The organism is Cellulomonas sp. WB94, from assembly GCF_003115775.1.
GTDB lineage: Bacteria > Actinomycetota > Actinomycetes > Actinomycetales > Cellulomonadaceae > Cellulomonas_A.
On record NZ_QEES01000002.1, the window covers coordinates 2,477,251 to 2,491,302 of the forward strand.

Here is a 14,052-nt window from a genome sequence, read left to right on the forward strand (position 1 = left end):
TGTCGGAGGGACACGCGATGATGTCGGGGTGAGCCCCGCCGACACCTCCGCCGACACCTCCGCCGACGAGTCGTCCGCCGAGCCTGACCGGTCGGACGCCGACCTCGACGAGACCGCAGCGCGGCACCTGTGGGCCCGCCTGGCCGAACGCGTCAGGGACCTGCAGTTCGCGTACTACGTGCGTGACGCCCCGACCGCGAGCGATGCCGAGTACGACGAGACGATGCGCCGGCTGCAGGCGCTCGAGGCCGCGCACCACGAGCTGCGCACCCCCGACTCGCCGACCCAGCTCGTCGGCGGCACGTTCTCGACCGAGTTCCGCGCCGTCGACCACGTCGAGCGCATGCTCTCCCTCGACAACGCCTTCTCGGCCGAGGACGTCGCTGCGTGGGCCGAACGCGCGCACCGCGACCTCGAGACGCTGCCCGACGGCGGGCTGCACTACCTGTGCGAGCTGAAGATCGACGGTCTCGCGATCGCCCTGCTGTATGAGAAGGGTCGCCTCGTGCGCGCCGCGACCCGCGGGGACGGCCGCACGGGGGAGGACGTCACGCTCAACGTCCGCACCATCGGGACGATCCCCGACGTCCTCGGCGGCGACCCGGCGACCCACCCCGACCTCATCGAGGTCCGCGGTGAGGTGTTCCTGCCCGTCGTGGCGTTCACCGAGCTCAACGCCGCGCAGGTGGAGGCGGGCAAGGCCCCGTTCGCGAACCCGCGCAACGCCGCGGCCGGCTCGCTCCGGCAGAAAGACCCCCGGGTGACCGCATCACGTCCGCTGCGCATGTACGCGCACGGCGTCGGCGCGTTGCAGTGGGGGGACGGCCGCCGCGGCGACGGGATCGAGCGGCAGTCCCAGGTCTACGACCTGCTCGCGGGCTGGGGGGTTCCGGTCTCGACGCACACCCGCATCGCCGCCGACCTCGCCGAGGTCCAGCAGATGATCGACCACTACGGAGAGCACCGGCACGACGTCGAGCACGAGATCGACGGCATCGTCGTCAAGGTCGACGAGATCGCGCTGCAGCGCCGCCTGGGTGCGACGAGCCGGGCCCCGAGGTGGGCCATCGCGTACAAGTACCCGCCGGAGGAGGTCAACACCCGGCTCCTGGACATCCGGGTGAACGTCGGACGGACGGGCCGCGTGACGCCGTACGGCGTCATGGAGCCTGCCCTGGTGTCGGGGTCCACCGTCGAGATGGCCACGCTGCACAACGCGAGCGAGGTCCGGCGCAAGGGCGTCCTCATCGGTGACACCGTCGTGCTGCGCAAGGCGGGCGACGTCATCCCGGAGATCGTGGGACCGGTCGTCGAGCTGCGTGACGGCTCCGAGCGCGCGTTCGTCATGCCGACGCACTGCCCGTCGTGCGGGACGCCGCTCGCGCCGGCGAAGGAGGGCGACGTCGACATCCGCTGCCCCAACACGCGCTCGTGCCCGGCGCAGCTGCGCGAGCGTGTCTTCCACGTGGCGTCGCGCGGTGCGTTCGACATCGAGGCGCTCGGGTGGGAGGCCGCCGCGAGCCTGCTCGATGCGGGTGTCCTGGTCGACGAGGGAGACCTCTTCGCCCTCACTGCGGAGGACCTGCGACGCGTGCCGCAGTTCGTGCTCTCGACCGCCTCGAAGGTCAAGGGGCGCGTGCGCAGCGCCGGCGACCTCAACGCGGTCGGCGAGAACCTGCTCGCGAACCTCGAGAACGCCAAGGACACGCCGTTGTGGCGCGTGCTTGTCGCGCTGTCGATCCGGCACGTCGGCCCGACGGCCGCGCGCGCGCTCGCGGGGCACTTCGGCAGCCTCGACGCGATCCGGGACGCGAGCGAGGACGAGCTCGCCGCGGTCGAGGGAGTCGGCCCGACGATCGCCTCGGCCGTGCGCGACTGGTTCGAGCAGCCCGACGGGGCCGACAAGTGGCACGAGGCGATCGTGGCCGCGTGGCGGCGGGCGGGCGTGCGGCTCGCTGACGAGCGCGACGAGTCGACGCCGCGCACGCTCGACGGGCTCACGGTCGTCGTCACGGGCAGCCTCGAGGGCTTCAGCCGCGACGAGGCGAAGGAGGCGATCCTCGCGCGTGGTGGCAAGGCGGCCGGGAGCGTGTCGAAGAAGACCGACTACGTCGTCGTGGGCGAAAATGCGGGGTCCAAGGAGGCCAAGGCGCGTGAGCTCGGTCTGCGGGTTCTCGCCGAGCCCGAGTTCGTCCGGCTGCTCGAGGGCGGGCCGGGCGCCGTCGGCGACGCGCCCGAGGAGGCGGCGGACGCCGGACCGGCCGACGTCGTACCCGCCGGGCCCGGGCCGAAGGCCGCACCTGAAGGGGAGCACTCAGATGAGTGAGATCGAGGTCCGGGTCGCGCAGTCCGACGCCGAGGTCACCGCGGCCGGGGCGCTGACCGCCGAGGCGTACCACGCGGACCGGCTCATCGACGACGGCGACGAGTACCGCGCGGAGCTGCTCGACGCCCGTCGCCGGGCGGACGAGGCGACACTGCTGGTCGCGGTGCTGACGCCCGAGCCCGGTCACGACGCGGTCGTGGTGGGGACCGTGACGCTCGCGCCCGTCGGCACCTCGTACGCCGAGATCGCCGAGCCGGGCGAGGTCGAGATCCGGATGCTCGCGGTGGCGCCCGAGGCGCGGCGCCGGGGCGTCGCCGAGGCGCTCGTGCGCGCGTGCCTGCGCGAGGCGGTCGTGCTCGGGGCCCAGAGAGTGGTGCTCTCGACGCTGGAGGCCATGGTGACGGCACACCGGCTCTACGAGCGCCTCGGGTTCGTCCGGGTGCCCGAGCGCGACTGGCACCACGAGGAGATCGTGCTGCACGTGCTCACCTGGACCGTTCCGGAGGCACCTGGTGCCACTGTCGAGACGGCCACCTGGCGTCCGCTCGTCGTGCACGACGTCGCGGGGTGGCAGGCGGGTGCCTCTGGCGGGTTCACGCGCCGCGCGAACAGCGTCGTGGCGACGGACGAGCCCGAGGACGTCGCCGCCCGCATCGCCGAGGTCGAGGACCTGTACGCGCGTGCCGGCCGGCCGAGCATCTTCCGGATCGGGCGCGAGTCGCGGCCGGCCGGGCTCGGCACGATCCTCGGGGCGCGCGGCTACGACCGCGTGTCGGGGGCGATCGTCATGGTGCGCACCGATCTGGCTGCGCTCGCGGACGCGCCGGTCGACGCGTCCGGATCGTCCCTGGTGACGGTGCGCGCGGCCGACGAGCCCGACGACGACTGGGTGCGCTGCTGGCTCGACGTGAAGGCCGGTGGGTCGGCCCCCGACCGCTCGACGGCAGTCGCGATCCTCGCGGGCAGCCCAGCGCTCTACCTCACGGCGTACGCGCCCACGGACCCCTCGGGGTCGGATCCCGACGGGGAGCCCGTCGGGGTGATCCGCGCCGCGTTCGCCGACGACTGGGTCGCGCTCGCGTGCCTGGTCGTGGCCGGGCACGCGCGTCGGCGTGGCGTCGCGCAGACGTTGACTCGCGCGGCGGTGCGCGCCGCGACCGCCCGCGGTGCGCGCCGGGCGTTCCTCCAGGTCGAGCACGCCAACGCCGGTGCGATCGCGCTCTACGAGGCGCTCGGGTTCAGCCCGGCCGAGTCGTACGACTACGTGGCACGCCCTGTGCGGAAGCTCGCGGGCGCGGTGCTCGGGTAGTCGCGACCCGCCGCGCGCGCCGGTTGCCGACTCTGCTCCCGTCGGGAGCCGGCCGGACCGGACCGCTCGGGTCTGTGCCGCGTGCGGTCGGGGGCGTCCGGGAAGATGATGTCGGCATGATCTCCGCGGACCGCGCAGAGCAGCTCAGGGCCGCCGGCCTGCGCTGGCACCCGCGGTCGGGCGACCGGTTCACGATCCGACGCCCCGGGCTCCTCGGTGAGGTCTTCACGATCAGCGAGATGACGATCGAGGCGCACGAGTTCCCGACGGGGACGGTGCTGGGGTTCAACGGCACGACCGAGTGGGCCCTGGACTCGGTCTCGCAGGAGGACGCGGTCTGGCTGCCGGGCGAGGACCAGCTGCGCGAGCTGCTCGGCGGGACGTTTCGCAGCCTGGCGCGCGTGGACGACGGGTACGAGGTGACTGTCGACCTGCCCGGTCGGGGCCCACGAGGGTTCCGGGCGAGCGTCGCGGGCGACGCGTACGCGGACGCGTTGCTCGCGCTGGTGATGGCGGCGGTCGACCGCACCGGCTGACGCGGACCGCGCAGCCCGGTGGCGACCGCACGCTCTAGACTGCAGGCCATGTCCACCCTCTCTCGCGACGAGGTCGCGCGCGTGGCAGCCCTGGCCCGGATCGACCTGACGCCTGCGGAGCTCGATCGACTCGCGGGCGAGCTCCGCGTGATCGTCGACGCCGTGGCGAGCGTCAGCCAGGTCGCGACGGCCGACGTGCCCGCCACCAGCCACCCGCTCCCGCTGACGAACGTGTTCCGCGCGGACGTCCCCGAGCCGTCGCTGCCGGTGGCCGACGTGCTCGCCGGTGCGCCCGCGGCGATGGACGGCAAGTTCCTCGTCCCGCAGATCCTGGAGGAGGACTGATGACCGACCTCACGCGGCTGACCGCCGCCGAGCTCGCGGAGCGGCTGACCTCGCGCGAGGTGTCGAGCGTCGAGGCCACCCAGGCCCACCTCGACCGCATCGCCGACGTCGAGCCCGCACTGCACTCGTTCCTGTTCGTCAACGGGGCCGAGGCGCTCGCGACGGCGCGCGACATCGACGCCCGACGCGCCGCCGGCGAACAGCTGCACGTGCTCGCGGGGGTGCCCATCGCGGTCAAGGACATCGTCGTCACGAAGGGCATGCCGACGACCGCAGGCTCGAAGATCCTCGAGGGCTGGATCCCGCCGTACGACGCGACGATCACCACGCGGATCCGGGCGGCGGGTCTGCCGATCCTCGGCAAGACCAACATGGACGAGTTCGCCATGGGGTCGAGCACCGAGCACTCCGCCTACGGCAACACGCACAACCCGTGGGACCTCGACCGGATCCCCGGTGGTTCCGGTGGCGGGTCCGCCGCGGCGGTGGCCGCGTACGAGGCGCCGCTCGCGATCGGCACGGACACCGGTGGGTCGATCCGTCAGCCTGCCGCCGTCACCGGCACGGTCGGCGTCAAGCCGACCTATGGCAGCGTGTCGCGCTACGGCCTCATCGCGCTCGCGTCGAGCCTCGACCAGGCGGGCCCGGTGACCCGGACGGTTCTCGACTCGGCGCTGCTGCACGAGCTCATCGGCGGCCACGACCCCCGCGACTCGACCTCGATCGACGAGCCGCTGCCCGGGCTGGTCGCCGCGGCGCGTCAGGGGCAGTCGGGCGACCTGACCGGCCTGCGCGTCGGCGTCATCACCGAGCTGACGGGGGAGGGCTACCAGGCGGGCGTGAGCGCCCGGTTCACCGAGTCGCTCGACGTGCTGCGCGGCGCCGGCGCCGAGATCGTCGAGGTGTCGTGCCCGCACTTCAAGTACGCGCTGGGCGCCTACTACCTGATCCTCCCGAGCGAGGCGTCGAGCAACCTCGCGAAGTTCGACGGCATGCGGTTCGGCCTGCGGGTCGAGCCGTCCGAGGGGAACGTCACTGCCGAGCGCGTCATGGCCGCGACCCGCGGCGCAGGATTCGGCGACGAGGTCAAGCGCCGGATCATCCTCGGTACCTACGCCCTGTCGGCCGGGTACTACGACGCGTACTACGGCAGCGCCCAGAAGGTGCGCACGCTGATCCAGCGTGACTTCGCGGCAGCGTTCGCGCAGGCGGACGTCCTCGTGTCGCCGACGGCGCCGACCACGGCGTTCAAGCTCGGCGAGAAGCTCGACGACCCGCTCGCGATGTACCTCAACGACGTCGCGACGATCCCCGCGAACCTTGCCGGGATCCCGGGCCTGTCGGTGCCGAACGGCCTTTCCGACGACGGCCTGCCGGTCGGCTTCCAGGTCCTCGCGCCGGCGAAGGCCGACGACCGGCTGTACCGGGTGGGTGCGGCGCTCGAGGCGCTGCTCGAGGCGCAGTGGGGCGGCCCCATCCTCGCGAAGGCCCCCGAGCTGGAGGTGGCACGGTGACGACGACGAACGGCACACGCGAGGTCGACCTGGTCGACTACGACGACGCGGTCGCCCGTTACGACCCGGTCTTCGGCATCGAGGTCCACGTCGAGCTGGGCACGCGCACCAAGATGTTCTGCCCGTCGATCGCGGTGTTCGGCGACGAGCCCAACACCGCGGTCTCGCCGGTGTCGCTTGGCCTGCCGGGTGCGCTCCCGGTCGTCAACGGTACGGCGGTCGAGTACGCGATCCGCATCGGGCTCGCGCTGAACTGCTCCATCGCCGAGACGTGCCGGTTCGCGCGCAAGAACTACTTCTACCCGGACGTCCCGAAGAACTTCCAGACGTCGCAGTTCGACGAGCCGATCGCCTTCGACGGGTGGCTCGACGTCGAGCTCGACGACGGCTCGGTCTTCCGCGTCGAGATCGAGCGCGCGCACATGGAGGAGGACGCCGGCAAGAACACCCATGTCGGCGGGGCCACCGGGCGCATCCAGGGCGCTGAGTACTCGCTGATCGACTACAACCGCGCGGGGATCCCGCTCGTCGAGGTCGTGACCCGACCCATCACCGGTGCGGGCGAGCGGACACCGGAGGTCGCGCGCGCCTACGTGCAGACGTTGCGGGACATCTTCCGTGCGCTCGACGTGTCCGAGGCGCGCATGGAGCGCGGCAACGTGCGGGCGGACGTCAACCTCTCGCTGCGGGCGACGTCCGACTCGCCGCTCGGCACACGTACCGAGACGAAGAATGTCAACTCGTTCCGCTCGGTCGAGCGTGCGGTGCGCTACGAGATCTCGCGGCAGGCCGCGATCCTCGACGCGGGTGGCTCGATCACCCAGGAGACCCGGCACTGGCACGAGGACACCGGCATCACCACGGCCGGTCGCATCAAGTCCGACTCGGACGACTACCGCTACTTCCCGGAGCCGGACCTCGCGCCGGTCTCGCCGGACCTCGCGTGGGTCGAGCAGATCCGCGCCGCGCTGCCGGAGATGCCCGCGGCACGCCGCCGCCGGCTCCAGGGCGACTGGGGCTTCGCGGACGCCGAGATGCGCGACGTCATCAACGCGTCGGCGATCGACATCATCGCGTCGACCATCGAGGCGGGCTCGAGCCCGGCCGCTGCGCGCAAGTGGTGGATGGGTGAGCTGGCCCGGACGGCCAAGCAGCTGGACGTCGAGCTGGCCGACCTGCCGATCACCCCGACCCAGGTCGGCGAGCTGCAGTCGCTCGTCGATGCCGGACGCATCAACGACAAGCTCGCTCGCCAGGTCCTCGAGGGTGTGCTCGCGGGTGAGGGCGGCCCCGAGCAGGTCCTCGTCGCGCGGGGCCTCGAGGTCGTGTCCGACGACGGTCCCCTTCTGGCCGCGATCGACGCCGCGCTGGCCGCGCAGCCCGACATCGCCGAGAAGATCCGGTCGGGCAACCTCGGACCGGTCGGCTCGATCATCGGCGCGGTCATGAAGACCACCCGCGGGCAGGCCGACGCCGGACGCGTCCGGGAGCTCGTGCTGGAGCGCGTCGCCTCGGCGTGAGCCGTCCGCGCGCGGTGCAGGGCGCTGTGCTCGATCTGTTACATGATGGTCACAGGTGCTCCCTAGGCTCGCCCTAGGGAGCAACGACCAGAAGGGCTGATCGATGGAGAAGCCGACGCTCGAGGGCGAGATGATCCGACTCCGGCCGGTGCGTGCGACGGATGCCGACGCGATGTGGGAGATGGTCCAGGACCCGCAGAGCAACCGGCTCACGGGCACGACCGCCGTCTTCACCCGACCGGAGATCGACGCCTGGTGCGCCGGTGTGTCGGCGCGCGACGGCCGCGTCGACCTCGCCGTGACCGCGAACGGCTCGGACGAGTACCTCGGGGAGATCGTGCTCAAGGAGATCGACGAGGTCGTGAGCAGCGCGAACATCCGGCTGGTCATGCGGCCCGCCTACCGCGGTCGGGGGTACGGCACGGAGGCGATCGCGCTGGTTCTCGGCCTGGCGTTCGACGGCATCGGGCTGCACCGGGTCGGTCTCGACGTGCTGAGCATCAACACCCGGGCCCGCGCGATCTACGAGAACATCGGCTTCCAGGTCGAGGGGCGGTTGCGTGATGCCGCCCGCGACGGCGAGCGGTGGTGCGACGTGATCGCGATGGGGCTGCTCGAGGACGAGTTCCGCGCGGCCCAGCTCGGCTAGGAGCGGCGGCGCCTGGCTCACCGAGCGCTGTGGCCCGACCGGACGGTCTCGGACATGGGGCCGGGGCGCCCCCCAACCGTGTCGAGCGGTCGGAGAACGCCCCGGTGGGGGTACCAGGTTGCGGATCGGCGCGACCAGGTACCTCCAGCGTTCCTTGGGCCGGTCGTCGATGTGTGGGCCGTTGGTCCCGCGGACGCGAGACGCGCGGGCGTCGGTCAGGTGAGCTGGGCAGCGGCGAACACGGCCATCGCGTCGCGCAGGTACGGAGCGAGCCCGGGCGCGAACGCGTCGTACGTCGCAGTGAAGCGCGGGTCGTCGACGTACATCTGGCCCAGGCCGGTGTACGACTCGCGGTTCGGGACCCAGAACAGCGCGACCTGCGCGTGGTGCCGGGCGACGAGCGACTGGACGCGGGGGTCGTCGACACCGAGCCCGTCGGCCAGGCACGCCGCGAGCCCCTCGCCGATCGCTGTGGCCTCGGCCTGGTGCTCGGCCTGACCGCTCTTGCCGAGCCGCTCCCACGCCGAGGCGCCTCGGTCGACCGCCTCGGTGCCCCAGCGCTCGCGCGCCTCGACCTCGTACTCGCTGTTGTCGAAGCCTGCGTACAGGTCCTTCGCTGCCATGGTTCGTCCTCCGTCCAGAGACTGCAGGGTGCTGGCGACCGTCGCTGCGAGCCGGTCGTACCGGTCGCGCTCGGCGAGCAGCCGTTCGTGGTGCTGCCGCAGCACAGCGAGCTGCGCGCGGCGGTCGTCGCCGGATCGCACGACGCGACCGATCGACGGCAGGTCGACGCCCAGCTCACGCAGGACGAGGATCTGCTGGAGCCTGACCAGCTCGTCGCGCCCGTAGAGCCGACGCCCACCGGGAGCGGTCCCGACGGGCGTCAGGAGCCCGATGCTGTCGTAGTGCCGCAGCGTGCGCGACGTGACGCCCGAGAGCCGTGCGACGTCACCGATGCTCCATGCCTCGTCGAGCACGGCACCCACCTCCACCTCCGACGGCGGGCGGTCCGCCGTCACGATCCGACGCTACAAGTTGACGCTACGTCAACTGCAACCCTGTTCCGACGGCGCCGCGCGGATGTCGGCGGCGGGTGCCACGCTGAGGGTCATGACGACCATGCTGACTTCTTCGCAAGCCACCGATCAGGTCGACGCCAGGCACTGGCGCGTCCTGCTGAACCGGCTGCACGCGTCGTTCCGCACGGGCTCGTTCGAGCGCGGGCTCGAGCTGACGACGCGGATCGGTGCTGCCGCAGAGACCGCCGGTCACCATCCGGACGTCCACCTGAGCTACCCGTCCGTCCAGGTGTCGGTGACCACCCATGACGCCGGCGGGCTCACGAGCAAGGACGTGGCCCTGGCCGCAGCCATCACGGCGATCGCGGACGAGCTCGGGATCACGTCGGACACCGGAGTCCTCGCGACCCTCGAGATCGCGATCGATGCGCTCGACATCCCGGGCGTCTACCCGTTCTGGCAGGCGGTCCTCGGGTACGCGCCCGAGGAGCTGCCGAACGCGGACGACCCGTCACCGGCACTCGTCGACCCCGCGGGCCTCGGGCCGTCCGTGTGGTTCCAGCAGATGGACGTCCCGCGCCCTCAGCGCAACCGCATCCACCTCGACCTCACGGTCCCGCACGACCTCGCCGAGCACCGTGTCGCAGCGGCGATCGCCGCAGGTGGACACCTGGTCAGCGACCGCCGAGCGCCCGCGTTCTGGGTCCTCGCGGACAGCGAGGGCAACGAGGTGTGCATCTGCACGTGGCAGGCGCGCGACTGACAGCAGCGCCGCGCCCGGCCGTCCCCGCCCGCCAGGCGCAGGGGTTGAGGGCCGACCTAGACTCGCCACCATGACCGTGACCTCCGACTCTGCCTCCGGATCCGCCGCAGCACCCGGCATCGACATCAAGCCCCGCTCGCGAACCGTCACCGACGGCATCGAGGCCACGGCGTCGCGCGGCATGCTCCGCGCCGTCGGCCTCGGCGACGACGACTTCGCGAAGCCGCAGATCGGCGTCGCGAGCTCGTGGAACGAGATCACGCCCTGCAACCTGTCGCTCCAGCGGTTGGCCCAGGCGGCCAAGGAGGGGGTCCACGCGGCGGGCGGCTACCCGCTCGAGTTCGGCACCATCTCGGTCTCCGACGGCATCTCGATGGGCCACGAGGGCATGCACTTCTCGCTCGTGAGCCGCGACATCATCGCGGACAGCGTCGAGACGGTCATGCAGGCCGAGCGCCTCGACGGGTCGGTGCTCCTCGCGGGCTGCGACAAGTCCCTGCCGGGCATGCTGATGGCGGCCGCGCGGCTCGACCTCGCGAGCGTGTTCCTGTACGCGGGCACGATCATGCCGGGCTGGGTCAAGTACGAGGACGGCACCGAGAAGGACGTCACGCTCATCGACGCGTTCGAGGCCGTCGGCGCGTGCGCCAAGGGGCTCATGAGCCGCGGCGACTTGGACCGCCTCGAGCGGGCGATCTGTCCGGGGGAGGGCGCGTGCGGCGGCATGTACACCGCCAACACGATGGCGTCGGTCGCCGAGGCCATCGGGATGTCGCTGCCCGGGTCCGCCGCGCCGCCGTCGGCCGACCGCCGCCGGGACGCGTTCGCGCATCGTTCGGGTGAGGCGGTCGTCGAGCTGTTGCGCCAGGGGATCACCGCGCGGCAGATCATGACCAAGCCGGCGTTCGAGAATGCCATCGCCGTCGTGATGGCGTTCGGCGGCTCCACCAACGCGGTGCTGCACCTGCTGGCGATCGCGCACGAGGCCGAGGTCGACCTCACGCTCGACGACTTCACCCGCGTGGCCGCCAAGGTGCCGCACCTGGGTGACCTCAAGCCGTTCGGCCGCTACGTGATGGCCGACGTCGACCGGGTCGGCGGCGTGCCGGTCGTGATGAAGGCGCTGCTCGACGCCGGACTCATCAACGGCGACTGCCTGACCGTGACGGGCAGGACGGTCGCGGAGAACCTCGCGGACATCGCGCCGCCCGACCCGGACGGCAAGATCTTGCGGGCGCTCGACAACCCGATCCACCGCACGGGCGGCATCACGATCCTGCACGGCTCGCTCGCGCCCGACGGCGCGGTCGTGAAGTCGGCGGGCTTCGACTCGGAGGTGTTCGAGGGCACGGCGCGCGTGTTCACGCGGGAGCGTGCCGCGATGGATGCGCTCGAGGACGGCACGATCGTGGCCGGTGACGTCGTCGTCATCCGCTACGAGGGACCCAAGGGCGGCCCGGGGATGCGGGAGATGCTGGCCATCACCGGGGCCATCAAGGGTGCGGGGCTCGGCAAGGACGTGCTCCTGCTGACCGACGGGCGCTTCTCCGGAGGAACGACCGGTCTGTGCGTCGGCCACATCGCCCCCGAGGCGGTCGACGCGGGTCCGATCGCCTTCATCGCCGACGGCGACCGCATCCGTCTCGACGTCGCGAACGCCCGGCTCGACCTGCTGGTCGACGACGCCGAGCTCGAGGCGCGCAAGGTCGGCTGGGAGCCGTTGCCGCCCGTCTACACCCGTGGCGTGCTCGCCAAGTACGTCAAGCTCGTGCAGTCGGCGTCCAAGGGTGCCGTGCTGATCTGAGGTGCAGGTCCGGCACGGGCGGGTCGCCGGGACCCGGCGAGGCGCATCCCAGCGAGACGGAGCGGAGCGATGAGCAAGGTTCACCCGGAGATCGGCGCTCGGCTGTCGGCATTCATCGAAGCGCAGCCGGTCTTCTTCGTCGGGACCGCCCCCCTCGCGTCGGACGGTCACGTGAATGTCTCCCCCCAGGGTGGCTCCGGCGCGACCGACGCGGAGCTCGCGGCCTACCGCGCGACGCGCAACGCCACGAGCATCGACGGGCTGCCGGCGCTCGACCAGCGGGTCGCCGCCGCTGAGGAGGCCCTGTGACGTTCACCCCCGAGAACGCGCCCTGGTGGACCCGCGCGGTCGTCTACCAGGTGTACCCGCGCTCGTTCCAGGACTCGAACGGCGACGGCATCGGGGACCTGCGCGGGATCCTCGACCGGCTCGACCACCTCGCCGAGCTGGGCGTCGACGTCCTGTGGCTCTCGCCGGTGTACCGCTCGCCGCAGGACGACAACGGCTACGACACCAGCGACTACCAGGACATCGACCCGGTGTTCGGGACGCTCGCGGACCTCGACGCCCTGGTCGCCGCCCTGCACGCGCGCGGCATGCGCCTCGTGATGGACCTCGTCGTCAACCACACGTCAGACGAGCACCCGTGGTTCGTCGAGTCGCGGTCGTCGACGGACAACCCGAAGCGCGACTGGTACTGGTGGCGGCCGCCGCGTGCCGGCATGACGGCGGGGGCCCCGGGCGCCGAGCCGACGAACTGGGCGTCGTTCTTCTCGGGCCCGGCGTGGGAGCTCGACCCGTCGAGCGGCGAGTACTACCTGCACCTGTTCAGCCGCAAGCAGCCGGACCTCAACTGGGAGAACCCCGACGTGCGCCGAGCGGTGCACGCCATGATGCGCTGGTGGCTCGACAGGGGCGTCGACGGGTTCCGCATGGACGTCATCAACCTGGTCTCCAAGGACACGTCGTTGCCCGACGGCCCCGTGACGACCGGTGCGTACGGCGACGGCAGCGCCGCGTACACGTGCGGGCCACGGATCCACGAGTTCCTCGCCGAGATGCACCGGGAGGTGTTCGCCGGCCGTCCCGACCGTCTGCTCACGGTGGGGGAGATGCCCGGCGTGACCATCGGCGACGCGCGCCTGTTCACCGACCCCGCCCGGGCGGAGGTCGACATGGTGTTCCAGTTCGAGCACGTCGGGCTCGACCACCGCCCCGGCGACAAGTTCGACGTGCGACCGCTTCGCCTGACCGATCTCAAGGCGTCGTTCGGGCGCTGGCAGGTGGGGCTCGCGGACGTCGGCTGGAACTCGCTCTACTGGGACAACCACGACCAGCCGCGGATCGTGTCGAGGTTCGGCGACGACACCGTGTACCGCCGCGAGTCGGCCACGATGCTCGCCACCGTCCTCCACCTGCACCGCGGCACGCCGTACGTCTACCAGGGCGAGGAGCTCGGGATGACGAACGCGCACTTCACGCGGCTGGACCAGTACCGGGACATCGAGTCGCTGCGGTATGTCGAGCAGTCCCGCGCGTCGGGTCACCTGACGGACGACGCGCTCCTGTCCGGGCTGGCGGCGATGAGCCGCGACAACGCGCGGACGCCGGTCCAGTGGGACGGGTCGCCGCGTGCGGGGTTCACGACGGGCACGCCGTGGCTCGCCGTGAACGTGAACCACGAGAGCATCAATGCCGAGGCCGAGTGGGCGGACCCTCGGTCCGTGCTCCACCACTACCGGCGGCTGATCGCGCTCCGGCACGACGACCCGGTCGTGGCGTTCGGCGACTTCACGATGCTGCTGCCGGACGACGAGTCGGTCTACGCGTTCACTCGTTCGCTGGACGGGGTCGAGCTCCTGGTGCTCGGCAGCTTCTGCCGCGAGGAGCGGACGGTGTCGCTCGAGGACTGGGGTGCGGACGTGCGCGGCGACCTGGTGCTCGGCAACTACGCCGAGGTGCCGGACGGCGACATCGTCCTGCGGCCGTGGGAGACGCGGGTGTACCGCCGTGTCCGAACTGCGGTCACGTGAACCACGATGTGAGACGACAGGGGTGGAAGGTGACATCGCGGTGACGGGCGGCGTAGAGTCCCTCGCGTGCAGACGATCCTCCTCGTAGTAGTTACCGGGCGCGCCGACTGAGGCATCGCGTCAGGCCTCGTCAGCGCGCTCACCCCTCGACCAGCCCGTGCCAGGGCCGAGGGGCTTTTTCATGCAGGCACCCAGCCAGGCAGGTAGCACCACCCGAGCTCCACCAGCAGCGAA

12 protein-coding genes are annotated in these 14,052 nt (G+C 71.8%); 11 read left to right on the forward strand and 1 reads right to left on the reverse strand.

Annotated features, from left to right (window positions below):
* Positions 1–28: 28 nt before the first annotated feature.
* From ligA to DDP54_RS12590, 7 genes are all read left to right on the forward strand, one after another.
* Positions 29–2,326 carry an NAD-dependent DNA ligase LigA gene (gene ligA, locus DDP54_RS12560; RefSeq protein ID WP_109132022.1) on the forward strand — a complete coding sequence of 766 codons (2,298 nt, stop codon included), beginning with the start codon at positions 29–31 and terminating at the stop codon, positions 2,324–2,326.
* Positions 2,319–3,635, forward strand: coding sequence for a GNAT family N-acetyltransferase (locus DDP54_RS12565; protein ID WP_109132023.1), 1,317 nt, complete (start codon positions 2,319–2,321; stop codon positions 3,633–3,635). Before ligA ends, DDP54_RS12565 begins: the two co-directional genes overlap by 8 nt.
* Before the next feature lie 116 nt (positions 3,636–3,751).
* A complete protein-coding gene (locus DDP54_RS12570) occupies positions 3,752–4,171 on the forward strand; it encodes a pilus assembly protein CpaE (protein ID WP_109132024.1) in 420 nt (139 codons plus the stop codon).
* 48 nt (positions 4,172–4,219) lie between these two features.
* Complete coding sequence (gene gatC / locus DDP54_RS12575; protein ID WP_109132025.1) at positions 4,220–4,516, forward strand: Asp-tRNA(Asn)/Glu-tRNA(Gln) amidotransferase subunit GatC; 297 nt, start codon at positions 4,220–4,222, stop codon at positions 4,514–4,516.
* Positions 4,516–6,030, forward strand: coding sequence for an Asp-tRNA(Asn)/Glu-tRNA(Gln) amidotransferase subunit GatA (gene gatA, locus DDP54_RS12580; protein ID WP_109132026.1), 1,515 nt, complete (start codon positions 4,516–4,518; stop codon positions 6,028–6,030). Before gatC ends, gatA begins: the two co-directional genes overlap by 1 nt.
* Positions 6,027–7,550, forward strand: coding sequence for an Asp-tRNA(Asn)/Glu-tRNA(Gln) amidotransferase subunit GatB (gene gatB / locus DDP54_RS12585; RefSeq protein ID WP_109132027.1), 1,524 nt, complete (start codon positions 6,027–6,029; stop codon positions 7,548–7,550). Before gatA ends, gatB begins: the two co-directional genes overlap by 4 nt.
* Positions 7,551–7,653: 103 nt before the next feature.
* Positions 7,654–8,199: a GNAT family protein gene (locus DDP54_RS12590; protein WP_109132028.1), complete on the forward strand. Its 546-nt coding sequence runs from the start codon at positions 7,654–7,656 to the stop codon at positions 8,197–8,199.
* A 215-nt stretch (positions 8,200–8,414) separates the two neighbouring features.
* On the opposite strand, the gene DDP54_RS12595 is transcribed toward DDP54_RS12590, so the two are convergent.
* The gene (locus DDP54_RS12595; protein WP_197711393.1) at positions 8,415–9,218 is read right to left on the reverse strand and encodes a MerR family transcriptional regulator; all 804 of its coding nucleotides are present in this window, start codon (positions 9,216–9,218) and stop codon (positions 8,415–8,417) included.
* A 91-nt stretch (positions 9,219–9,309) separates the two neighbouring features.
* Here DDP54_RS12595 and DDP54_RS12600 point away from each other — a divergent pair, with 91 nt between their 5' ends.
* From DDP54_RS12600 to DDP54_RS12615, 4 genes are all read left to right on the forward strand, one after another.
* On the forward strand, positions 9,310–9,981 hold the full coding sequence (locus DDP54_RS12600) for a VOC family protein (protein WP_109132578.1): 672 nt from the start codon (positions 9,310–9,312) through the stop codon (positions 9,979–9,981).
* A 70-nt stretch (positions 9,982–10,051) separates the two neighbouring features.
* Complete coding sequence (gene ilvD, locus DDP54_RS12605) at positions 10,052–11,785, forward strand: dihydroxy-acid dehydratase (protein ID WP_109132029.1); 1,734 nt, start codon at positions 10,052–10,054, stop codon at positions 11,783–11,785.
* Between the two features lie 69 nt (positions 11,786–11,854).
* Positions 11,855–12,094 (forward strand): hypothetical protein, encoded by a 240-nt coding sequence (locus tag DDP54_RS18930; protein ID WP_109132030.1) that lies wholly within the window; start codon positions 11,855–11,857, stop codon positions 12,092–12,094.
* Positions 12,091–13,818, forward strand: coding sequence for an alpha-glucosidase (locus DDP54_RS12615; RefSeq protein ID WP_109132031.1), 1,728 nt, complete (start codon positions 12,091–12,093; stop codon positions 13,816–13,818). Before DDP54_RS18930 ends, DDP54_RS12615 begins: the two co-directional genes overlap by 4 nt.
* Positions 13,819–14,052 lie beyond the last annotated feature (234 nt).

Bases quoted from the DNA above. Each gene is read 5' to 3' on its own strand.
- DDP54_RS12565 (WP_109132023.1), top strand. From the start codon at position 2,319: ATGAGTGAGATCGAGGTCCGGGTCGCGCAGTCCGACGCCGAGGTCACC.
- DDP54_RS12570 (WP_109132024.1), top strand. From the start codon at position 3,752: ATGATCTCCGCGGACCGCGCAGAGCAGCTCAGGGCCGCCGGCCTGCGC.
- gatC (WP_109132025.1), top strand. From the start codon at position 4,220: ATGTCCACCCTCTCTCGCGACGAGGTCGCGCGCGTGGCAGCCCTGGCC.
- gatA (WP_109132026.1), top strand. From the start codon at position 4,516: ATGACCGACCTCACGCGGCTGACCGCCGCCGAGCTCGCGGAGCGGCTG.
- DDP54_RS12590 (WP_109132028.1), top strand. From the start codon at position 7,654: ATGGAGAAGCCGACGCTCGAGGGCGAGATGATCCGACTCCGGCCGGTG.
- DDP54_RS12600 (WP_109132578.1), top strand. From the start codon at position 9,310: ATGACGACCATGCTGACTTCTTCGCAAGCCACCGATCAGGTCGACGCC.
- ilvD (WP_109132029.1), top strand. From the start codon at position 10,052: ATGACCGTGACCTCCGACTCTGCCTCCGGATCCGCCGCAGCACCCGGC.
- DDP54_RS18930 (WP_109132030.1), top strand. From the start codon at position 11,855: ATGAGCAAGGTTCACCCGGAGATCGGCGCTCGGCTGTCGGCATTCATC.